At 47.8% G+C, this 23,198-nt stretch carries 20 protein-coding genes; 19 read left to right on the plus strand and 1 reads right to left on the minus strand.

Annotation, left to right across the window (positions count from 1 at the left end; translation table 11 throughout):
• The first annotated feature begins 55 nt into the window (after positions 1 to 55).
• The 16 genes from NLX74_RS07280 (at position 56) to spoVM (ending at position 17,496) form a co-directional block, all read left to right on the plus strand.
• Positions 56 to 1,942 (plus strand): bifunctional homocysteine S-methyltransferase/methylenetetrahydrofolate reductase, encoded by a 1,887-nt coding sequence (locus tag NLX74_RS07280; protein ID WP_254328355.1) that lies wholly within the window; start codon positions 56 to 58, stop codon positions 1,940 to 1,942.
• A gap of 35 nt (positions 1,943 to 1,977) precedes the next feature.
• Positions 1,978 to 2,865: a YicC/YloC family endoribonuclease gene (locus NLX74_RS07285; RefSeq protein ID WP_254328356.1), complete on the plus strand. Its 888-nt coding sequence runs from the start codon at positions 1,978 to 1,980 to the stop codon at positions 2,863 to 2,865.
• A 56-nt stretch (positions 2,866 to 2,921) separates the two neighbouring features.
• Positions 2,922 to 3,182, plus strand: coding sequence for an extracellular matrix/biofilm regulator RemA (gene remA / locus NLX74_RS07290; RefSeq protein WP_005548256.1), 261 nt, complete (start codon positions 2,922 to 2,924; stop codon positions 3,180 to 3,182).
• A 14-nt stretch (positions 3,183 to 3,196) separates the two neighbouring features.
• Complete coding sequence (gmk, locus tag NLX74_RS07295) at positions 3,197 to 3,769, plus strand: guanylate kinase (protein WP_061829021.1); 573 nt, start codon at positions 3,197 to 3,199, stop codon at positions 3,767 to 3,769.
• 122 nt (positions 3,770 to 3,891) lie between these two features.
• Positions 3,892 to 4,095 carry a DNA-directed RNA polymerase subunit omega gene (gene rpoZ, locus NLX74_RS07300; RefSeq protein ID WP_013310893.1) on the plus strand — a complete coding sequence of 68 codons (204 nt, stop codon included), beginning with the start codon at positions 3,892 to 3,894 and terminating at the stop codon, positions 4,093 to 4,095.
• A 90-nt stretch (positions 4,096 to 4,185) separates the two neighbouring features.
• Positions 4,186 to 5,490: a bifunctional phosphopantothenoylcysteine decarboxylase/phosphopantothenate--cysteine ligase CoaBC gene (coaBC, locus tag NLX74_RS07305; protein ID WP_254328357.1), complete on the plus strand. Its 1,305-nt coding sequence runs from the start codon at positions 4,186 to 4,188 to the stop codon at positions 5,488 to 5,490.
• The gene (priA, locus tag NLX74_RS07310) at positions 5,490 to 8,066 is read left to right on the plus strand and encodes a primosomal protein N' (protein ID WP_254328358.1); all 2,577 of its coding nucleotides are present in this window, start codon (positions 5,490 to 5,492) and stop codon (positions 8,064 to 8,066) included. Before coaBC ends, priA begins: the two co-directional genes overlap by 1 nt.
• A gap of 132 nt (positions 8,067 to 8,198) precedes the next feature.
• Positions 8,199 to 8,696: a peptide deformylase gene (gene def, locus NLX74_RS07315; protein WP_254328359.1), complete on the plus strand. Its 498-nt coding sequence runs from the start codon at positions 8,199 to 8,201 to the stop codon at positions 8,694 to 8,696.
• Positions 8,697 to 8,702: 6 nt separating this feature from the next.
• Positions 8,703 to 9,662 carry a methionyl-tRNA formyltransferase gene (gene fmt, locus NLX74_RS07320; RefSeq protein ID WP_254328360.1) on the plus strand — a complete coding sequence of 320 codons (960 nt, stop codon included), beginning with the start codon at positions 8,703 to 8,705 and terminating at the stop codon, positions 9,660 to 9,662.
• Positions 9,659 to 11,074: a 16S rRNA (cytosine(967)-C(5))-methyltransferase RsmB gene (gene rsmB / locus NLX74_RS07325; RefSeq protein ID WP_254328361.1), complete on the plus strand. Its 1,416-nt coding sequence runs from the start codon at positions 9,659 to 9,661 to the stop codon at positions 11,072 to 11,074. Before fmt ends, rsmB begins: the two co-directional genes overlap by 4 nt.
• 187 nt (positions 11,075 to 11,261) lie before the next feature.
• On the plus strand, positions 11,262 to 12,302 hold the full coding sequence (rlmN, locus tag NLX74_RS07330; RefSeq protein ID WP_254328362.1) for a dual-specificity RNA methyltransferase RlmN: 1,041 nt from the start codon (positions 11,262 to 11,264) through the stop codon (positions 12,300 to 12,302).
• A 6-nt stretch (positions 12,303 to 12,308) separates the two neighbouring features.
• Positions 12,309 to 13,085 carry a Stp1/IreP family PP2C-type Ser/Thr phosphatase gene (locus tag NLX74_RS07335; protein ID WP_069289875.1) on the plus strand — a complete coding sequence of 259 codons (777 nt, stop codon included), beginning with the start codon at positions 12,309 to 12,311 and terminating at the stop codon, positions 13,083 to 13,085.
• Complete coding sequence (gene pknB / locus NLX74_RS07340) at positions 13,082 to 15,361, plus strand: Stk1 family PASTA domain-containing Ser/Thr kinase (protein ID WP_254328363.1); 2,280 nt, start codon at positions 13,082 to 13,084, stop codon at positions 15,359 to 15,361. Before NLX74_RS07335 ends, pknB begins: the two co-directional genes overlap by 4 nt.
• 73 nt (positions 15,362 to 15,434) lie before the next feature.
• Positions 15,435 to 16,352, plus strand: a complete 918-nt coding sequence (rsgA, locus tag NLX74_RS07345; RefSeq protein WP_254328364.1) for a ribosome small subunit-dependent GTPase A — start codon at positions 15,435 to 15,437, stop codon at positions 16,350 to 16,352.
• Positions 16,353 to 16,356: 4 nt separating this feature from the next.
• Positions 16,357 to 17,025, plus strand: a complete 669-nt coding sequence (gene rpe / locus NLX74_RS07350; protein WP_061829029.1) for a ribulose-phosphate 3-epimerase — start codon at positions 16,357 to 16,359, stop codon at positions 17,023 to 17,025.
• A 390-nt stretch (positions 17,026 to 17,415) separates the two neighbouring features.
• On the plus strand, positions 17,416 to 17,496 hold the full coding sequence (gene spoVM, locus NLX74_RS07355; RefSeq protein WP_010345573.1) for a stage V sporulation protein SpoVM: 81 nt from the start codon (positions 17,416 to 17,418) through the stop codon (positions 17,494 to 17,496).
• A gap of 224 nt (positions 17,497 to 17,720) precedes the next feature.
• Here the strand turns inward: spoVM and rpmB are convergent, their stop codons facing one another.
• Positions 17,721 to 17,909, minus strand: a complete 189-nt coding sequence (rpmB, locus tag NLX74_RS07360; RefSeq protein ID WP_013310881.1) for a 50S ribosomal protein L28 — start codon at positions 17,907 to 17,909, stop codon at positions 17,721 to 17,723.
• Between the two features lie 508 nt (positions 17,910 to 18,417).
• On the opposite strand from rpmB, the gene NLX74_RS07365 reads away from it, so the two are divergent.
• Genes NLX74_RS07365 through recG form a run of 3 tightly spaced genes read left to right on the plus strand, consistent with a single transcriptional unit; the run spans position 18,418 to position 23,171 of the window.
• Positions 18,418 to 20,202 (plus strand): DAK2 domain-containing protein, encoded by a 1,785-nt coding sequence (locus NLX74_RS07365; protein ID WP_254328365.1) that lies wholly within the window; start codon positions 18,418 to 18,420, stop codon positions 20,200 to 20,202.
• A gap of 49 nt (positions 20,203 to 20,251) precedes the next feature.
• A complete protein-coding gene (locus NLX74_RS07370) occupies positions 20,252 to 21,121 on the plus strand; it encodes a DegV family protein (protein ID WP_235309509.1) in 870 nt (289 codons plus the stop codon).
• Between the two features lies 1 nt (position 21,122).
• Complete coding sequence (gene recG / locus NLX74_RS07375; protein ID WP_235309510.1) at positions 21,123 to 23,171, plus strand: ATP-dependent DNA helicase RecG; 2,049 nt, start codon at positions 21,123 to 21,125, stop codon at positions 23,169 to 23,171.
• Positions 23,172 to 23,198: the final 27 nt, after the last annotated feature.

The following is a 23,198-nucleotide window of genomic DNA, read 5'->3' on the forward strand; positions in this document are numbered from 1 at the left end:
TAGTCTCTTTATGTTACATTAGTATGAAAATAAAGAGCGGGGTGGAGCAGAGGACATGAAACCGGATTTGCGTACTGTGCTGAATCGTGAAATTATTGTCGGAGACGGCGCAATGGGGACTTTTTTATACCAGCTAGGATTTCCAGTAAATACGTCTTTCGAAGAACTGAACATCACTTCGCCTGACGTTATATCAGACGTGCATGGTCAATATTTAAGTGCAGGAGCTCGATTGCTGGAGACTAATACATTTTCTGCAAATGATTACAAGTTAGCCCGGTTTGGATTGGAATCTAAGGTAGAAGAGATCAATCGTGCTGGTGTGAGAATTGCCAGAGCTGCGGCCGGACCTGAACATTATGTGGTAGGTGCGGTGGGTTCCATATGCGGGGGCAAACGGCTTAACATATCAAAGCTGGAGCTGGCAAGAAACTATGAGCAGCAAATTGATGCCCTTCTCTCCGAAGGAGTCGACGGCATTTTGTGCGAAACGTTTTATTCACTGGATGAAATACGCATTGCGCTTCACAGTGTACGTAAATACAGTGACATTCCGGTAATTTGTCAGTTTGCAGTTGATCAGGTTGGTCGTACCCAGGATGGTTTTTTAGTGGCGGAAGCTTTTTCGGTGCTGCGTAATGAGGGGGCAGACATCCTTGGATTTAACTGTCACTCGGGTCCGCAGGGAATTATGAGTGTAATGGAGCAGCTGGACGGCCCTTTGTCTGTACCGCTGTCCGTATATCCGAATGCGGGACTAGCAGATTATGTGGACGGTCACTATGTATACGGTGCATCACCTGAATATTTTGGAGAATGTGCCAAGTCCTTTGTAGACCTGGGGACAAGGCTGCTCGGTGGTTGCTGCGGAACTACACCGGACCATATTGCAGCTATCTCCAAAGCCTTGAACCGTTTGCAACCGCCTCCGCTGGCTTCAAAAGAAGCTTTGTCGAAGGAGTCCTTTCAAGTGGCAGAGCAGATTTCAGATGAAGAGGAACGAGGAAATGGCAGACATACCAGCGAGCCCAATATTGTGGATCTGGTTAAGGAACGACATACGGTCATTGTAGAACTGGATCCTCCGCGCGATCTGGACATTACAAGGTTTATGCAAGGTGCTCATGCATTGAAGAAAGCAGGGGCCGACGCGCTTACACTAGCTGACAACTCGCTTGCAGTCACTCGCATGAGCAACATGGCGCTTGGACATTTGGTCAGTATTGAAACAGGCTTGCGCCCATTAATTCATATAGCATGTCGTGATCGCAATCTGATTGGTACTCAATCCCACATGATGGGTTTTGACGCGCTCGGTATTGACCATGTACTGGCGGTTACTGGAGACCCGGCGCGGTTCGGTGATTTGCCAGGCGCCAGTTCGGTGTATGATATGACCTCTTTTGAAATCATACGCATGATCAAGCAATTAAATGATGGTGTCGCATTTTCCGGTAAGCCACTGAAGCAGAAAGCTAATTTTGTGGTAGGTGCCGCATTTAATCCTAATGTCAAGCATTTGGGTAAAGCCGTACAGCGGTTGGAGAAGAAGATTGCCTCCGGAGCCGATTATGTTATGACTCAGCCCGTATACGACCACGAGTTGATTGTAGCCATCGCGGAAGCGACACGACATTTGGAAGTACCGATTTTTATCGGTATTATGCCGCTGGCTAGTGGGCGCAATGCAGAATACTTGCACAATGAAGTACCAGGGATTCAGTTATCCGATGAGGTACGTGCACGTATGTCTGGTCTTGAGGGTCCGGAAGGACGAGCAATGGGCGTGTCTATTGCCAAGGAGTTACTTGATACGGCAATGGAACATTTTAATGGTATCTATTTTATGACTCCATTTATGTTCTATGAAATGACAGCTGAACTGACTTCTTACGTATGGCAAAAATCAGGCCGTGCACAGGCCCCCTTGTTTCGACTATAATAATCAATTACAATAGTATAATGGATGTGATGCCGATGTCATTGAGTATGACCGGATACGGTCAAGCCATCCTTCATTATGAGGGCTATAAAGTGCGCTTGGAATTGAAATCGGTGAATCACCGCTATTGCGAAGTGATGATGAGAATTCCGCGCGAATGGACTCGATACGAAGATGGCTTGAGAAGAACGGTTCAACAGCAGATTAAACGCGGTCGTATCGATGTCTTCATCCACAGGGAACGTGATGAAGAACAGATGCCCGCCGCGCGGTTGAATGACACTGTGGTGCAGGCTTACCTGCATGCAGCGGAGCAGCTGGCGGATCGTTATGGAGTGAAAGGAACGTTAGGGATAAGCGATATTCTTGCTTTGCCTGACGTTCTGGGTGAGCCTGGAGAGGCTTGCCCTGGAGATGAAGAGGACTGGGAAGAGCAACTACAGCGGGCTTTGAATGAAGCTTTGCAAGGTTTACTGGAGATGAGAAGGCGAGAAGGCGGGCATTTGGCGCAAGATGTGGAATCCCGTATTTTACGTCTGGAATCTCTGCATCATGAAATGACGGTCCTGGCTCCTCATGTTGTGAGCGACTACCGTAACAGGCTGAAACACAGGCTTAAAGAGCTTCAGGACGGTTCATTTACGCTTGATGAACATAAGTTCGGAATGGAGATTGCGTTATTCGCGGATCGCAGCAATATTGACGAGGAACTTACCCGGCTTCAAAGTCACTTTGGACAGTGCAAGGGATTGCTGCTGTCAGACGAGCCGGCCGGTCGCAAATTAGATTTTTTAATCCAGGAAATGAACAGGGAAGTCAACACGATCGGCTCCAAGGCTAATCATCTCACATTGGTTAATTTGGTCGTTGAGATGAAAGCAGAGCTCGAGAAAATTCGTGAGCAGGCTGCAAATATTGAGTAGCTACCTGGTAGCGGCACGGCTGCAAGAGTCACATGTATAGGGGGAAAGACCTGAATATGGCAATCAAATTGATCAATATTGGTTTCGGCAATATCGTGTCGGCCAACCGAATTATCTCCATCGTCAGTCCGGAGTCTGCTCCGATCAAGCGGATTATACAGGAAGCCAGGGACCGTCATATGCTAATTGATGCTACCTATGGCCGCCGGACGCGGGCTGTTATTATTACAGACAGTGATCATGTAATCCTGTCTGCGGTGCAGCCGGAGACGGTCGCTCATCGCCTATCCACTAAAGATGATGACAATGACGAATAAAAATGGAGTGTACTATGGCTAAGGGATTATTATTTGTAATATCCGGACCTTCGGGTGTCGGTAAAGGGACGGTAGGCAACGCATTGCGTGAGAAGCTACCAGAGATAACATACTCCGTTTCTGCTACAACTCGAACACCTCGTTCAGGCGAACAGGATGGAGTGACCTATTTTTTTAAAACGCGTGAAGAATTTTTGGGTATGATTGAACGAGATGAAATGCTGGAGTATGCTGAGTATGTAGGGAACTATTATGGTACTCCACGTGATTTTGTTGATCAGACCCTTGCGCAGGGAAAAGATATTTTTCTGGAGATTGAAGTTCAGGGAGCGCTAAAGGTTAAAGAAAAATTTCCAGAAGGCATATTCATTTTTCTGCTTCCGCCTTCGCTTGACGAATTAAAGGATAGAATCCGGGGACGGGGCACAGAAACTCAAGCGACCATAGACCACCGTATGTCGGTAGCTGTGGATGAAATGAATTTGTTGCGTCACTATGATTATGCGGTCGTCAATGATGAGATTGATTTCGCTTGTAAACGAATAGAATCCATTATTATCGCCGAACATTGTAAGGTTCATCCTTAAACGAGGGCTTTACATATGCCAAGCGTACTTAAAGAGAAATAATACTGTATAAGCTGAGCTCGAAGGTGTACACTGGAGTTCAGCTTATACAGTCCCAAAACTACATGAAGAGGTGTCTATTCGTGCTGTATCCTTCCATTGATGAAATGATGAAAAAGGCAGATAGTAAGTATTCGTTGGTTGTAGCGGCTTCACGTCGTGCCAGACAGTTGCGCGAGGGTGAAAAGACGACTCTCAAGAATCCTAAATCCCACAAACAGGTTGGAGTGGCGTTGGAAGAGATTTACGCGGATCATCTGCGTCTTGAAAGCGGCGAAGACGAGTAAGAATTATACACAACTATTATAACCGGGCGCAATGCCAATTCCTTTGACAACCGCAAGGTTGTTATTTTTTTAGGTCAGGGGGAGTTAACGATGTTGAAGGGAAAAGTTATTATTCTTGGTATAACTGGCGGAATTGCTGCTTACAAAGGGGCAGCGTTGTGTAGTAGGTTGACGCAAAAGGGCGCCGATGTTCATGTGATTATGACGGCCTCTGCCAAGGAGTTTATTACCGAACTTACGCTGCAGTCGCTCTCTCGTAATCCGGTGTACAGTGACACATTTGATGAAAGAGAGCCATCAGTCGTATCCCATATTCATCTGGCGGATGCGGCTGATTTGGTGCTTGTTGCTCCTGCAACTGCGAATATTATCGGGAAAATGGCGCATGGTCTTGCTGATGATATGCTGTCTACAACGTTGTTGGCTACAACAGCGCCTATTATGGTGGCACCTGCGATGAATGTACATATGTACACTCATCCCGCAGTCATGCAAAATATGGAGACGCTTGTATCACGTGGCGTGAAGATGATTGAGCCTGGTGAAGGATTACTGGCTTGCGGTTACGTTGGCAAAGGACGTTTGGAAGAGCCGGACACAATTGTGCAAACCATAGAGCGTTTTTTTGATCAGCAAGCTCAGGAACAAAAAACCACCATCAAGTCTGAACCACGATGGTTTGGTGACGAATCTATCGAGGCTCAAGTGCCTGAGTCACTTGTGAATGAGAATGAATCGGTGCTTTCAGGCAAAAAAGTCATTGTAACGGCTGGAGGCACGATCGAGCGAATTGATCCAGTACGTTATATCACAAATGATTCATCTGGCAAAATGGGCTTTGCCATTGCAAAAGTGGCTCAGGAGATGGGTGCAGAGGTGCACTTGATTGCCGCCAATACCAGCGCGGAACCGCCTACTGGTATTATGATTGAAAGAGTCCAGTCAGCTGAAGATATGTACGACGCTGTATTAAAGCAATGGGAAACGAGCGATATGGTCGTTATGGCTGCTGCAGTTGCAGATTATCGACCACGTGAGATTGCACAGACCAAGATCAAGAAAAAAGATAGTGTATTTACGCTAGAGCTAGTGAAGAACGTCGATATTTTAGAATCACTCGGACGGAGTAAGAAACATCAATTTTTAATTGGCTTTGCAGCTGAAACCGAACATTTGGAGACGTATGCGATAGATAAATTAGAACGTAAAAATTGTGATTTGATCGCGGCAAACGATGTAACTGTGAATGGTGCTGGTTTTGGCGTCGATACGAATGCTGTTCAAATTTATGACCGAAGCGGGATCGTAGAGCGTATTCCTGTACAGTCAAAGGAAGAAGTGGCGCGTAAGTTGCTTACTATAGCCGCGGGACGTATGGGTGGGGTGCTGCATTAATGGAGACGGGCAATTTAGTTGCCAAGGTCATTGTCGATGTACCTGCCAAGGATACGGACCGCACCTTCGATTATCTGATACCAGACTCAATGAGACCTTGGATTGAGCCGGGTAGTCGGGTAGCTGTGCCATTTGGTAAACGGACGGTGCAGGCTTTTGTCATCTCGGTAGTCCCAGCTGATGATCCACCGAAATACAGAATGAGAGCGATCCAGGAACTGCTGGATTTGGTACCACCCTTATCTGCCGACCTAGTCGAACTGGGCAAATGGATTAGCGAACGTTATGCTTGTAATCAAATTATGGCACTGCAAGTGATGATTCCTACCGCGCTCAAGGGCAAAGCAGAACGTTATATCTCAATTGCGGAACAGCATGAGTTAACGCATCCACAACGTACTATACAACCGAATCAGGGCGATGAACTCGAATGGGCACTTCTGACCGACGATGGTATGAGTGATCCGACGGAGCGTCGGATCGTTAGCTTCATTCAGGAGAAGGAGCAAGTCCCATTGCAGCAACTCAGTCGACGTTTCCCTGAGGAAGCGGAAGTTATTAAATCACTGTTACGCCGGGGTGTGCTTCAGGAAAGTCAAGTTATCAAAGACAAACTTGGCAAAAAGACCATGAAATCCGTTGATCTGGCTATCGGCATAAACGAGGCATCAACGGCGCTGGAGCAATTTTCTGCCAAAGCGCAGCGTCAGCGGGAGGTACTTGCTTTTTTGCTGGAACGTAGCGAGTTTCTGCCTCTATCGCTGAAGGAAGTCATGACCTCACTGAGTGTCTCGGCTGCAACGGTTAAGGCGCTGGAAGATAAGGGCTATGTGTTGCTGGAGGATGTCGAAGTGTTCCGCGACCCCTACCGGGGCAGACACTTCAAGCCTACAGAGCCACTCCCTCTCACAGCAGAGCAGCAGTCGGTATATGAACGGATTATTCGCCAGCTGGACACGCGTGAGCAAGGAGCTTATTTGTTGCATGGAGTCACAGGGAGCGGTAAGACGGAAATCTATCTACAGACGATTCAGCGTTGTATTGAGCAGAATCGTCAGGCCATTGTGCTGGTACCTGAAATATCGTTAACCCCACAAATGGTTGAGCGTTTTAAAGGCCGGTTTGGCGATCAGGTAGCAGTGATGCACAGTAGGTTGTCCGGGGGGGAACGGTACGATGAGTGGCGCAAAATACGCGAAGGCCGTGTGAAAGTGGCGATTGGTGCTCGCTCGGCAGTATTTGCGCCTTTTCGTGAGTTAGGTCTTATTATAATGGATGAGGAGCACGAAACGTCCTATAAGCAGGAAGAGACACCTAAATACCATGCGCGTGATGTCGCCATTCGCAGAGCCCATCAGCATGGGGCTGTTGTTATTCTCGGTTCGGCTACACCGTCGCTGGAAAGCTACTATGCGGCTCGCTCACAAAGCAACGACGAGTTTGCGCCGTTGCTGCTTGAAATGCCAACTCGCGCACTGGGGAACACGTTACCCGAAGTACATATCATGGATATGCGTGAGGAACTGCGTGCTGGCAACCGCTCTATGTTCAGCCGTGCGTTGCATAATGGAATTGCAGAGCGGTTAGAGCGTAAGGAGCAGACGGTACTACTATTGAATCGGCGTGGACACTCCACGTTCGTCATGTGCCGTAGCTGTGGCTATGTCGCGGGTTGTCCGCATTGTGATATTTCGCTTACGTATCATCAGCGGTCGAACAATTTACGTTGCCATTACTGTGGCTATTCCGAGCCCGTGCCTCAGACTTGCCCTGAGTGCGGTAGTGAGCATATTCGCTATTTCGGTACAGGTACCCAGCGAGTGGAAGAAGAGCTGGCGAAGCTATTCCCCGGTATACGTGTTGTTCGAATGGATGTTGATACAACAACAGAAAAAAATGCCCACGAAAAGCTCCTCAAGCAATTTCGTGATAAAAAAGCGGACGTGCTGCTCGGTACTCAAATGGTTGCCAAAGGCCTGGACTTTCCCGATGTGACACTGGTTGGTGTCATTACTGCGGATTCGGCTCTCAATTTACCGGATTTTCGGGCCGCGGAAAAGACTTTTCAGCTGTTAACACAAGTAGCTGGACGTGCTGGGAGACATCAATTGCCAGGGGAAGTATTTGTACAATCCTATACTCCAGAGCATTATTCGGTGATTCACGCAAGTCGCCATGATTATGCTTCTTTTGTGAGGGAAGAATTGAAACACCGCCGCAATTTGCACTATCCACCATATTGTCGTCTTATTTTGGTGACCTTTTCTCATGAACAACTCCCGGTGCTGGTCCGGCTGGCTGAGAATTATTCAGCAACACTACAGGGACGGGCCAGACAACGGGGATGGTTCGGGAATATGGATCGTCTTACATCTGATGTACTCGACATTTTGGGACCAGTAGCTTCACCCATTTCGAGAATCAAGAATAGATACCGATTTCAATGTATGATAAAATGGCGTGGAAATATCGATGCAATTAGTTTGGCTCAGCAAGTAGCTGATGAAATGGCCGAATCCGCACAGGCACAAAAGTTGCTGATTAGTCTGGATGTTGATCCGCAAATGCTTATGTAGAGTGTTGCCACAAAAGTTATTAGCACAATTAATGCGGACAAGCCGTCCGTACATAGGATAATGTAGCAGTCGCGTTTGTGATGAATACAGTTAGGCCTAAATGAAGCATAAAGAGGAAGGTGTTCTGTTGTCATGTCAATTAGAATTATAGTGTTGGAGCCGGATGACGTATTGCACAAAGTAGCAAAGGAAGTCACTAAAATTACGCCTAACGTGCAAAAGCTGCTCGACGATATGGCAGATACGATGTATGAAGCGGAGGGAGTAGGTCTTGCTGCTCCGCAAGTAGGTATTTTGAAGCGTCTCATCGTTGTAGATGCTGGAGATGAGCATGGTTTGATTAAAATGATCAATCCAGAGATCGTGGCCGAAGAAGGGGAGGAATTGGGTCCTGAAGGTTGCCTGAGTATACCAGGGTTGAACGGGGATGTGCGTCGTGCCGAGAAGGTTACAGTCAAGGGACTGGACCGCGAGGGTAAAACCATTACCGTTACAGCGACAGGGTTGCTTTCTCGTGCTTTTCAGCATGAAATTGACCATTTAAATGGAATTTTGTTCACAGATATTGCAGAAAAAGTATATGAGGTTGTGCTGGAACAGCCAGGACCGAACCGTCAGATAGGAGAGTGAGGTTCGATGAGTCAAGACATTCGTATTATCTTTATGGGTACGCCTGAGTTTGCAGTGCCATCGCTGAACATGTTACTGGATAACGGTTATAACGTGGTTGGTGTGATTACACAGCCCGATAAGCCACAGGGACGAAAAAAAATATTGACGCCTACACCAGTCAAGGAAGCGGCAGAAAAACGAGGATTACCTGTACTGCAACCGACCCGCCTGCGCCAGCCAGAAGCGGTGGCTCAGGTGGCAGAGCTGCGTCCTGATCTGATCGTAACCGCAGCCTATGGGCAAATTTTGCCTAAGTCCGTACTAGACCTGCCTCGGTTCGGCTGTCTGAATGTGCATGGTTCGTTACTTCCCCGTTATCGGGGAGGTGCACCGATCCAGCGTGCGATTATTAATGGTGAAACTGTGACGGGTGTGACGCTGATGTATATGGCGGAAGGACTGGACACTGGCGATATGATATCGCGAGTTGAGGTTGCTATAGAGCCGGAGGATACCTCTGGTACTATTTTTGAGAAGCTAAGCGTAGCTGGAGCAAAGCTTTTGCAGGACGAGCTGCCTAAGTTGCTGGCAGGCCAATCAGACCGTACGCCGCAAAACGAGGACGAGGCAACTTATGCCCCGAACCTGAACCGCGAGGATGAGCGTATTTCGTGGAGTGACAATGCTCAGCAGATATACAACCGGATTCGCGGCCTGGTTCCTTTTTCCGGTGCGTTTACGCTTTGGGAGGAAAATGTTTTTAAAATTTGGGCTGCTGAGCAGCCTTTCATAAACAGTGAAGTGAGTGCCTCAAATGTTCCAGCACCCGGAACGGTTCTTCAATTGACCGCTCGTGGCATTGAGGTGCAGACAGGCGAAGGAACTCTTTGGCTGACTCAGGTTCAACCGGCTGGCAAAAAGGTTATGGATGCCGGAACCTTTGCACGCGGCGGACAGATGAAGCCAGGCACGGTGCTCGGATGAGCGGGAGTCACTCCCGCCAGGGAGGCCAAGGCAAGGGAGTGGGTGCTAGATCCGGCAAGACTCGCAATCAGACGGCGCGGGAAGTTGCACTTGATGTGTTGACCGGTGTGGAGCAAGAGGGTGCATATAGCAATCTTGAGCTAAATCGTCGGCTTCAGCAGGCAGGTTTATCTGTAAGTGACGCTGGTTTGGCGACGGAACTTGTATATGGTACAATCGCACGCCGAAATACACTAGATTATTTCCTGAATAAATTTGTTCAAAAAGGAACGGCCAAGCTTCAGGCTTGGGTACGTTCGTTGCTGCGGATGAGTGTGTATCAGGTGGTGTATCTGGATCGAGTTCCGGATCATGCAGTCGTTAGTGAAGCGGTGACCATTGCCAAGCGTCGTGGGCATCAGGGGATTTCCGGTATGGTCAACGGCGTGCTCCGCAGCATGTTGCGTGAGCCGGACAAGCTGCGTATTCCTGACGATTTGTCACCAGAGGAACGGATTTCATTAGAACATTCCCATCCACAGTGGCTGGTTAAGCGCTGGATTAAGCAATACGGTGTAGATACTGCTGAGGCTATCTGTCAGGCTAATAATGAGCCCCCTGCGGTCAGCGTACGGGTGAATACGACAATGACCAGCCGTGATCAGCTGCTGGACGAGATGCGCTCAAAAGGGCTTGATGCCGTTCCTTCCGCAGTTAGTCCCTATGGGATTGTTGTTCGTAGCGGTGGAAATATGGCGCTTACCTCGTGGTATACGGACGGCTTGCTGTCCGTACAGGATGAAAGCTCCATGCTCGTTGCCGAAGCAGTCGCTCCTGAGCCTGGCATGCTGGTACTGGATTGTTGTGCCGCTCCAGGTGGCAAAACAGCTCATATGGCTGAGCTGATGAAGGATCAAGGCCGGATCGTTGCGAATGATCTGCATGCCCATAAGCATCAATTAATCCGTGAACAGGCTAATCGACTTGGCCTGGATGCTGTAGAAACAGTCACTGGTGATGCGCTAGAACTGAAAGAACGCTATGCTCCAGCTTCTTTTGACCGTATTTTACTGGATGCGCCATGCTCTGGCTTTGGAGTAATTCGTCGTAAACCGGACCTACGTTGGAGCAAAACTGCGCAGGATGTTCGCGACATTACACAGCTTCAGCATGAGTTGCTGGATAGTGTGGCGGGATTGTTGAAGCCAGGTGGTATTCTGGTGTATAGCACATGCACGATTGAACCGGACGAAAATGAAGGACAATTGACTCAGTTTTTAAGCGAACATCCAGAGTATGAATTGGCAGAGGGGCATTCCTTCCCGGACGTGAGCCACGAAAAGGATAGTATACTGGGAGGCTCGGTACAGCTGTTACCGCAGCATTTCCACAGCGACGGATTTTATATCGCGCGCCTGCGTCGGGTGAAATAGCGCGGAAGAGAATTCCAGGCAGCTGTCCACCAGTGTTTCCACATTCCGCCGGAACATTTCCGGCGGTTTTTTGCATGAAGACGAAAAATTTTTACCCCCTTAGGGATTTGTGCTAAAATAGGAAGAATGAAAAATACGATCTGCGATCAAACAGAACTTAATGAAGAAGGAACGGGTGCAAACATTGATGAAACCTTTTATATATGATTTAACTCTCGAAGAGCTTCAGGATTGGGCCAAGAACAATGGTGAGCCTGCTTTTCGTGGAGGACAAATTTTTGACTGGCTGTATGTGAAGCGGGTCAATGATTTCAGCGAGATGACGAATTTGTCCAAGACGCTGAGAGAGAAGCTTGAGGAGCAATTTAGTTTTGTGACGCTTAGTGAAATTACAAAGTTGGAATCAAAGGACGGTACAGTAAAATTCCTGTTCGGTTTGCACGATGATCATGCCATTGAAACGGTCATTATGAGACACAATTACGGAAACAGTATTTGTGTAACGACTCAAGTGGGTTGCCGGATTGGTTGTACTTTCTGCGCTTCGACGCTTGGAGGCCTCAAACGGAACCTGACAGCTGGTGAAATTACTGCACAGGTGGTGCAAGCTCAGAAAATCTTGGATAAAACCAATGAACGAGTGAGCAGCATCGTGATTATGGGCTCGGGCGAGCCTTTTGAAAACTATGAAGCGACCATGACGTTTTTACGTACAATGGTTCATGAAAAAGGTCTGAACATTGGTCAACGTCATATCACGGTGTCGACTAGCGGTATTGTACCGAATATTTATAAATTTGCCGACGAGGATACCCAGATTAATCTGGCAATATCCATTCATGCGCCTAATGATGCGCTTCGTTCGAAGCTGATGCCTGTAAATCGGCGTTATCCCTTTAAAGATGTTATGGATTCTCTACGTTACTATCTTGCTAAGACGGGGCGGAGAATTTCGTTTGAATATGCCCTGATTGGCGGGGTAAACGATCAGGCAGAACATGCTGAAGAGCTAGCGGATGTGTTAAAGGACATGCTGTGTCACGTCAATTTGATTCCAGTCAATCATGTGCCTGAGCGCAAGTATGTGCGCACATCACGCAGCGATATTTTTAATTTCCAACGTATTCTTGCCGAAAAAGGCGTCAATGTGACGATCCGGCGTGAACAGGGTCACGATATTGCCGCTGCTTGCGGTCAGTTGCGTGCAAAGCATATGGAGTTGGGGTGAAACCATTTGATCAAAACAGTTCATGTCAGCCATGTCGGACGTGTACGTTCGGTGAATGAGGATTCTGCCTGGATCAGGCACTTGGAGCAAGGCTATATTCTTGGGATTGTTGCCGATGGTATGGGGGGGCATTTGGCCGGTGATACGGCCAGCCGCCTTGCGGTAGAGACACTTGCCGCTGATTTGGCGACGCTGGAGAGCGGATTATCCGCACATTCTTTGACGGCGGCGCTCAGCGACGCTATTTTGCATGCCAATGAAGTCATCTTCCAGACGGCTGCACGCGATGACAAGTATCATAATATGGGAACGACAGTTGTTGCGGTTTTACTAAACGATGCATCCGGAATTATCGGACATATCGGTGATAGTCGCGCCTATGTCATATCCAAAGGAGCGGTACGTCAGCTTACAGAAGACCATACTTTGGTTAATGAGCTGTTCAAAAACGGTCAGATCAGTAAGGAAGAACGGGAGAACCATCCCCGTCGCAATGTACTGACACGGGCGCTGGGCACTGATTCCGAGGTGAAAGTGGATATTGACTCCATTGCGCTGGAAAAAGGCGATGTACTGTTACTGTGTAGCGACGGATTAAGCAATCTGGTAACGGAAGAACAAATCAGTAAAGTAGTAGGTGCCGCAGAGAATCCTCTGGAGGAGCGTGCGGATCGTCTGCTACATTTGGCGCTGCTTGCCGGAGGAGACGATAACATTACTGTGGCATTGTTTGAATTGCCCGACGACACGGTTTCATTGAGTGAAAAGGGGTGTGACGCATGATCGGGCACCTGCTAGGGGGAAGATACGAAATTATTGAGCGTATCGGTGGCGGCGGTATGGCGCTGGTGTATAAGGCTCAAGACATTTTGCTGAATCGCAATGTCGCAGTTAAAGTGTTGCGTCAGCAATTTGTTCATGATGAGGAATTTATTCGCCGGTTTCGGCGTGAGGCGCAGTCTGCGGCCTCGCTTTCGCATTCGAACGTGGTCAGTATTTATGATGTCGGTCAAGAGGATGAAATCCATTATATTGTAATGGAGTGCATCGAAGGTAAAAATTTGAATGAGATTATTAAAGAACGTGCTCCATTGCAAGTGGATGAAGCAGTACGGATTGCTTCCCAGATTTGTGATGCGCTGGAGCATGCCCACCAAAATCAGATCATTCACCGAGACATTAAGCCTCATAATATATTAATTGGACGTAATGGACGGGTTAAGGTAACCGATTTTGGGATTGCTAGAGCTGTTACGTCAACGACCATTACCCAGACGGGTTCTGTTGTGGGTTCTGTTCATTATTTTTCACCTGAGCATGCAAAGGGTGTCGTCACCGGCGAAAAATCGGACTTATATTCTTTAGGTATTGTCTTATATCAAATGCTGACGGCGCAGCTCCCTTTCCTGGGAGAAAGTCCAATTAGTGTAGCGCTCAAGCATTTGCAAGAGGAATTTGAGGAACCGCGTAAAATTAATCCGTTGATTCCGCAAAGTGTGGAAAATGTCATTCTAAAATCCATGCGCAAAAATCCAGAAGAGCGTTATCAATCGGCAGACGAAATGTTAAAAGATTTGGAAACCTGTTTGCTGCCGGGACGGCGTAATGAATCCAAGCTGGAATTTACACATTTGGATGATGAGGATCAAACACGGGTTATTCCGGCTATTAAGCCTCAACAATTAGGGATGTCTTCTAGCGGGGATGATGTACCTGCTCAATCGCGTGAGTCTGAACAGCTTCCGAGCAAGCAATCGTCTAAGAAAAATAGAAAAAAAGCGATCTTGTGGGTAACACTAGTGTTGGTGTTACTTCTGTGCATGGGCGGAGTGGTGTACTATGTGCAAAGTGTACTGGTCGTGCCTGAGGTAAAAGTACCAGGTGTATTGACACAAACAGAAGACCAAGCGAAGGTTAATCTCAGTAAAGCGGGATTACTCATCGAGGAGCCAATCCAGCATGAATACAAAGAAGGAATTGCGCCTGGAGTTGTATTTTATCAAAGCTATCCTGCAGATTCTTTAGTCAAGGAAGGAACCAAGATTAGTCTGAAAGTCGGGATTGCCAAGCCGCTCACCCCAATGCCGGATGTCAAAGGCCAAAGCTACGAAAATGCTGTTAAGCTGCTGACCGCCCAGCAAATTAAGGAGACGCAGATTCAGCAAAATGAGCAGTTCAGTGATCAGGCCGCAGGGACCGTCCTTAGTCAGACACCCGCTGCAAATGAGCCATTTGATAAGGATTCAGTCCAGGTTGTGCTCACAGTCAGCAAGGGCGCTGACACTGTGAAAATGCCAAGCCTGGTCGGGAAGACGCAGAACCAAGCGGAAAACGAGGTCAAAAAGGCTGGGCTGAAGGTTGGCTCGATTAAAGAAGAATTTAGCTATGAGCAGGAAAAAGGAAGAGTAACCAAACAATGGCCATCAGAGGCAGGCAGTGAGTTGCCGCCAAATACGGAAATTACGATTTATGTAAGTACTGGTTACCCGCCAGAAGCGATTACGCTACCATTTAATGTGCCTGTTGCGCCCAAGGAAGAGGGTAAAAACAGCAAAATTCGTATTACTTATACGGATGCGCGTGGAGAAAATCAGGAATGGGGAAGCCGCACGATTAATACGACACAGGTGTTCACTATCAACCTGCTAATGGCTCCGAACAAAGACAGTGTTGTCTCAGTATTTAGAGATGGTGACTTTATTGATACGTATCCCGTCTCATATATTGATGCGAAAAATGGCACGGTGACAATGCCTCAAATTGCTCCGCCTGCCGGAACTTCACCAACGGATACACCTGATGGTACTTCCTCGCAGAATGGAAGTGGAAACGGCGAGGAAGGTGATAGCGGGGGAGCTTCTAATGATAGTGGTAATAGTGGAGGAGACTTGAACAATCAGGAGGGCACGGGAAGTAATGGTGACCCTTCCGCCTTTGTTCCTGGGACGAATTCCACGGGGGGGACGCGCAGTGAGTTGGCGGTTAGTTATAAAAACAACCCAGGCCACGCTTCCCACAAAAAGAAGGAAAAAGTGATTGAGGCTGTTCAGCATCAGTAAACTTGCAATAGGAAGATGCTTAACCTGCTATACGCAATGAAACTTGAACATTATGAAGGAGGACATCTTACACATGCCTGAAGGTCTGATCGTCAAGGCGCTTAGCGGATATTATTATGTCTCCAGCCTGGATCAGGATGGGCGTCCGGTATCTGGCGAAGCTACGGTACAATGCAGAGCACGCGGCATTTTTAAGAAAAAAGAGATTACGCCTCTTGTTGGTGATCGGGTCGTTTACGAACTGACTGAAAACGGGGAAGGTATGGTCAAGGAGATTAGAAAGCGTACGACGGAGCTAATACGTCCTCCGGTAGCAAATACCACGCTTGCCGTGCTGCTGTTTTCCTTGCGTGAGCCGGATTTAAACCTGCCTTTACTGGACAAATTTTTAGTCCATATTGAGCACGCCGGGCTGGATACAATTATCTGTCTGACTAAGCGCGATTTGTATGAAGGCAGCCCTTCAGAGGATGACACCGTACTGGCCGTTCAGGAGATGTACCGGAAGATCGGTTATGAGGTGCTGGTAACCAGTGCCCGTACCGGAGAAGGGACGGCTGAGCTTAAGAAGCTATTGGCTGGTCAAATCAGCGTGTTTTCCGGGCAATCAGGTGTAGGAAAGTCTTCCATGCTTAATGCTCTAGAGCCTGGGTTAACGCTGGAGACGAGCGCCATAAGCAATAAGCTGGGCCGAGGAAAACATACGACTCGTCATGTGGAGCTGATTCCTCTAGACAACGGAGGATTTGTAGCAGATACACCGGGGTTTAGCCAGCTGGATTTTCTGGAGCTGGGTGTGGATGAGCTATCTCCCTGTTTTCGTGAATTCCAGCAGTATGCGGAAGGATGTAAATTTCGGGGTTGTACCCATATTCACGAGCCTGGTTGTAAAGTAAGAGAGGCCCTGGAAGAAGGACATATTTCACAGGGACGGTATGATAGCTATTTGCAGTTCTATCAGGAATTAAAAGAAAAAAAGCGGAGGTACTGAGTATATGTTAAAAATAGCACCGTCGATTTTATCCGCTGATTTTGCTCGCTTGGGCAGTGAAGTTGCGGAAGCTGAGGCAGGAGGAGCGGACTGGATTCATGTGGACGTAATGGATGGACATTTTGTATCCAATATTACACTGGGCCCACCTATCGTTCAGGCTATTCGTCCGCACACGACTCTTCCCTTGGATGTTCATCTGATGATTGAGCATCCTGAACGCTATATTGGCGATTTCGTAAAAGCAGGAGCCGATATCATCACTGTTCATGCTGAGGCCTGTGTTCATTTGCATGGTGTCCTTCACTTGATCAAGCAGCAAGGCGCTCTGGCTGGAGTGGCTCTCAATCCAGGTACTTCACCATATGCGATCAAGGAAGTGCTGCCAAATGTGGATATGATTCTGGTAATGACGGTCAATCCTGGCTTTGGAGGTCAGTCCTTCATTCCAGAGACGTTAAATAAAATCAGACAAATCCGTGCTTGGTTGAACGAATTGGGTCGTCCAGACGTACATATCGAGGTAGACGGAGGTATTGCGGAGGAGACGGCACCAGCCGTATTTGAAGCGGGGGCTGACGTGCTGGTGGCTGGTAGTGCGGTATTCGGCAGAGCAGACCGTGCAGCGGCTATTGCTGCGATTCGGGACAGTGCAGCACGTTTGTCCAAGTGAAGCTGACCGAAGCATTGTGGATGACTGTAGCGAGCATGGCGACGGGGTTGACCCTTAGCTGTTTCTCGCTAGTGAAGGCTCCTTGGAATGCCGTTCTTTCACTTTTGGCTGTTCTAATTGTCCTGTTTTATTTTCGAAAAAATGAACGGCGTGGTTTACGAATAGGTTTTGTGGTGTGCAGCGTACTTTATTATATCCTGTTTATTTTCATACTCTCAGCATATCTCTATGTTCGCGGACTTGTCTGATGGTATAGCCTGGGATGGTTGTGCATAAATATGGTTACATGAGCGGGATTCTCATGTAGCCTTTTTTTGTGGGGCAACAACCCTTGATAGGTTGCATAAACTACAGAGAACGGATGCAGGAGGATGATGGGGAGGGTGAGGCATGAAGTTTTACACAATCAAGCTGCCAAAATTTCTGGGTGGATTCGTTAAAGCCATTTTGAATACATTCCAGAAAAACTGAATTCAACGTAATGTAAACACAGGATGTAGGATGAAAGCTAGAGGTACACAGGGCACGCTTCCCGGGCATAACAGATAGGTAGCTCGGTAGTAAAAGATTGGAACGCACGGGAAGGTGCCTGACATTTTGTTTTCCTGAACCAGATGGATATTACTTTTCGAATAACCAAAAAAGCACCCGTTTAAAACGAGGTGCCTTTTGTTTATAACGATATTTTTTTACGACTACACGCGAGTCACTTTACCGGCTTTCAATGCACGAGTGCTGACATAAACGCGTTTCGGTTTACCGTTAACGAGAATGCGAACTTTTTGTACGTTGACGCCCCAAGTACGGCGATTACGGTTGTTAGCGTGAGATACGTGGTTACCGCTGCCAGGCTTTTTGCCTGTTACAGAACATTTACGAGACATGATTCCACCTCCTATTCTGAAAATAACCAAATTCCATATGGAATGGGTCTCTCTTCAGGCCGACTGGGTCAGCCGGACTTTGTAAGTCACTAACCTGAACAAAACAATACTTAAATATAATATCATAGTCAAAAAAGCTCCGTCAACTGATTCAAAAACTTTATTTATTTCTCTTTCGCATTATAGTACAATATGGGATAGTTATTGCTGCGATTATTTTGTATTTAAATGGAATGTGAATTCTTATTCCAGTCATGCCGGCGGTTCAGAGGCGGGACTATAGTTATCATTCCAGCCGATGATTTATGTTGGGTAGTTGACTGGTTTTTCATTTTATATGACCTGTAGAAGAGCGACCAGACGTGAGTACAAGAGCTTATGAAAGTGTGACATTCGTATTCGTCGTCTGGCTTTAGTATAATTTAATTGAACCTGTAGGCACAGCTGGATAAGGTGTGGTGAAGGTTGATAGTAAAACAAGTGTATTAAGCTAGGAAGGGGAATTCTCTTGAGTAATCGTTCTTTGAATGGAACAGATTTTACCGCAATGGTTTTAGCCGGGGCGGAACAATTACAGCAGCATGCGGAACATGTCAATTCACTAAATGTATTCCCGGTGCCAGACGGTGATACGGGAACTAACATGAATTTGACGATGAGCGCGGGCGTAACGGAATTAAAGAGGGGGGATTCTTCCTCCATCGGTGTCATGTCCGGCATATTATCCAAAGGTTTGCTGATGGGAGCCCGCGGCAATTCAGGGGTTATCCTGTCTCAGTTGTTTCGTGGCTTCAGCCGTTACGCTGCCCCATACGAGGAATTGAATACCCTTCAGTTCGCATCGGCATTGCAGAGCGGGGTGGATGCGGCCTACAAGGCGGTGGTTAAGCCGGTGGAGGGTACAATTCTTACCGTGGCGAAGGAAGCGGCCAAGCATGCTGTATTTTTCTCGCGCCGGACGAACGACATCACGGAATTGATGGAAGAAGTGCTTGCCAAAGCGAAGGAAACGCTTGCCATGACGCAGGACATGCTCCCTGTACTGAAGCAAGTAGGAGTTGTAGATTCGGGTGGGCAAGGCCTTGTGTATATTTATGAAGGCTTTATGCAACATATTGGAAGCGGCTTGGTGACGTCTCCAACTGCAAAAAGTGATAATGTACGCCCGGTTTTTGCTCCTCACGTATCGGAGAGACCTACTGCTACTGCAGTTGTTCCTTCCCCAGATGCGCCGATTTCTGCGCAAGCGAAGCTCGAAACGGATAATATTGAATTTTTGTATGATATGGAGTTTTTTATTAATCGACAATTGGGCGAAGCGCAAGGTACCGATTTTGATGAAGAAGCCTTCCGGAAAGCGTTATCCGTAGATGGTGATTCTATTATCGTAATTTCAGACGATGATGTTATCAAGGTTCACGTGCATTCTAAGGCTCCTGGTGAAGTGCTGAATTTGGCACTGCGTTACGGAGAAATTACACAGATTCGTATTTTAAATATGCGCGAGCAGCATCGTGATTTGTTGTCTGCGGGTATGGATGTTGCTCCTGAGCCTGAGTGGTTTGCTGAAATACCAACAGAGCCTGCACGTGAGGAAGAGCCGTCTGAGCCCCCCGCTCATGAACTGGCATCCTTTGGTTTTATAGCTGTGGCTTCCGGTGAAGGAATTGCTGATATTTTCAGAAGTTTAGGCGTCGATGTTGTCCTTTCTGGCGGCCAGACAATGAATCCGAGCACAGAGGACTTCGTTAATGCGGCGCGCTCGATTGCGGCTCAACATATTTTTATTCTTCCGAATAATTCCAATATTATTTTGGCGGCAGAACAAGCGCGTGAACTGCTAGAGATGGAACGTATGGTGTCGGTTATTCCGAGCAAAACAATTCCTCAGGGCATTGCAGCAGCATTTGCCTTCCAGGAGGAGGAGGCTTTTGAGGTAAATCAGGACAATATGCGTGACGCAGTCACCCGGGTGAAGTCTGGCCAAGTGACCTACGCGGTACGGGATACGACGCTTGATGACCTGCATATTACAGCCGGGCACTACATCGGTATTCAGGATTCCAAGATTGTAGCGACCGAGGAACACTTAATGGCAACGTCCCGTCTTTTGCTAGCGAAAATGCTGGTGAATGGCGATGAAATTGTTACGATTCTCACAGGTTCAGACGCAAATCAAGAAGACACAGATCAGCTTGTTGCATGGCTTGAAGAAAATTATGCAGATGCTGAAGTGGAAGTTCATGAAGGTGGTCAGCCGATTTATCCTTATTTGTTCTCAGTGGAAACCTGATGTGCTTTAGCACGCCCATGGAAGTCCACAACAAAAGGAGGTCTGACTGATGAGCAGTACCATCATTTTGACGGATAGCACGGCTGATATTCCACAAGAATTAGCAGACCGTCTCGGTATAGTTGTTGTACCCTTGACAGTGATGTTCGGCAGCACAGCTTACCTGGACGGCATTGAGATGTCAGCGTCGCAGTTTTACAGCGAACTAGTACGGGCTGATGAGCTGCCTACGACGTCACAGCCTTCACCAGCCCGTTTTTTGGAGACATACACGACGCTGTTAGAGCAATACCCCGAGAGCCAGGTTATCTCTATCCATTTATCCTCGGGTGTGAGCGGAACGTATCAGTCTGCTCTGCTGGGCAAATCCATGCTGGAGAAGCATGAACATAGAGTGACTGTGGTGGATTCCAAATCAGCTTCATACGGATACGGCATGCTAGTGGTTTATGCGGCAGAACTGGCGGCTGCCGGACACTCCCCGACTGATATTGTTCGGGCTGTGGAACGTCGTGGGGAGCGCCGTTGTTTATATTTCCTGGTGGATACCCTGGAATACTTACAAAAAGGCGGACGTATTGGCAAGGCAGCGGCAATGGTTGGTACGTTGCTTAACATTAAGCCGATTCTTTCGATTGACAAAGAAGGTATTATTTATTCGGTTGATAAGGCGAGAGGGCATAAAAAAGCGACAGCACGAATTATTGAACTACTGGAGCGGGATTTAAAAGGCCAAAAAATTAATATTGCTGTGGGTCATACGGCAGATCGCTCAGCGGCAGAAGCGTTCGTGGCTCAGCTGGCAGAGCATTTTGAGCTGGGGGATCGAATATATACTGAACTTGGCGCTGTGATTGGGACCCATGTAGGGCCAGGAACGATTGGCATTTTTGTATGGCCGGCCGGAGATGAGAGGTAATATGCTGCAATTGGATCAAATACCTTTAAAACAAATACATGGCGTGAGTGCTCTCAAAGAAGGAGAGCTTCACGCTTTTGGCATTTCTAACATACAGGACATGCTGGAATATTATCCGTTTCGGTATGAAGATTACCGACTGCGCTCGCTAAGCGAAGTGAAGGACGGAGATAAGATTACGGTACAGGCCAAAATTATGGGCATTCCGGTGCTTCAGCGTTACGGGCGCAAATCAAGGTTGACTTGTAAATTGATGGCCGAGGATTGGATGTTTACCGCGACATGGTTTAATCGGCATTTCATGAAGGAGCAGCTAACCTCTGGTCGTGAAATTGTGGTGACTGGTAAATGGGACCTCAAACGTATGCAGATGACTGTTGCAGATTCTGAGTTTCCTGATAAAGGAGTAGCCCGCTCGGGGACGCTTCAACCGGTGTACTCTATAGGCGGCAAGATTACGCAAAGCTGGATGCGAAAAACGATGAATCAGACGCTCCAGCAGTTTGGTGAAATGATCCCCGAAATATTGCCTGAGTTGCTTGTACGCAAATATAGTATGATGCCGCGCAAGCAGGCTATTACGGGTATACACCAGCCTCAGGACAACCGTGAGGGGCAAGAGGCTCGTCGGCGGATGGTGTATGAGGAGCTATTTTTATTTCAGCTGAAAATGCAGGCATTCCGGGCGCTAAATCGTGGTCGAGCGGACGGGGTGGTACATACGGTGGATAACGCCACGATTCGTGAATTTGTAAGGGCTTTGCCTTTTGAATTAACGGATGCACAGAAGAAGGTAGAGCTTGAAATACTGCACGATCTACGCTCACCTTATTGTATGAACCGTCTGCTTCAGGGAGATGTTGGGTCAGGTAAAACAGTTGTTGCTGCCATCGGTTTATTTGCCACAGTACGTTCTGGTTTTCAGGGAGCGCTGATGGTGCCAACCGAAATATTGGCCGAGCAGCATATGCGGTCGCTTCACAAGCTGTTTGAGCCCTTTGGAATCAGTGTGGGCCTACTGACTGGGAGTACAACCGGGAAGAAGCGTAAGGAGCTGCTAGCTGCTCTCCAAATGGGTCTGCTGGACATTGTAGTAGGCACCCATGCTCTCATTCAGGAAGATGTATATTTTCGCCAGCTTGGGCTTGTTGTAACGGATGAGCAGCATAGATTCGGAGTGAACCAGCGTAGTGTACTGCGTCGCAAAGGCTATAATCCCGATGTGCTGACGATGACGGCCACACCGATCCCTCGTACGCTGGCCATCACTGCGTTTGGCGATATGGATGTTTCTACGTTGTCAGAGCGGCCGAAGGGGCGTATTCCAATTTCCACCTATTGGGTGAAGCACGAACTGATGGATCGGGTACTTGGTTTTATTTCCCGCGAGGTAGATCAGGGACGGCAGGCTTATCTGATTTGCCCGTTGATTGAAGAGTCGGAGAAGTTGGACGTACAGAATGCCATTGATTTGCATATTCAAATGCAACAGGCTTTTCCACATTACCGCGTTGGGCTATTACATGGACGAATGACTCCCGCAGAAAAGGAAGAAGTTATGCGTTCTTTCTATGCGAATGAGGTTCAGTTGCTCGTTTCAACGACGGTTGTGGAGGTGGGGGTAGACGTCCCCAATGCGACGCTAATGATCATTATGGATGCGGATCGTTTTGGGCTGTCCCAGTTACATCAATTACGTGGACGTGTCGGACGGGGAGCACATGCCTCGTATTGTGTACTGATCGCTGATCCTAAGTCGGAGGTTGGTCAGGAGCGGATGAAGGTTATGACCGATACGGACGATGGTTTTGAGGTGGCTAGACGCGATCTGGATTTGAGAGGGCCAGGTGACTTTTTTGGCACCAAGCAGAGTGGGCTACCCGAGTTTCGTTTAGCAGATATGGTAGCGGATTTTGAGGTGCTGGAAAAGGCGCGTGAGGATGCAACTGATCTGATCAAGGATGCGTCCTTTTGGACATCTCCGCAGTATGAAGCACTGCGCGGTTATTTGCAAAAAGAGCAGATTTTCCAGGGGGATCTCATCGACTAATCCACCATGAATCATGAGGTTGTTCTA

The organism is Paenibacillus sp. MZ03-122A, assembly GCF_024213325.1.
Taxonomy (GTDB): domain Bacteria; phylum Bacillota; class Bacilli; order Paenibacillales; family Paenibacillaceae; genus Paenibacillus; species Paenibacillus polymyxa_B.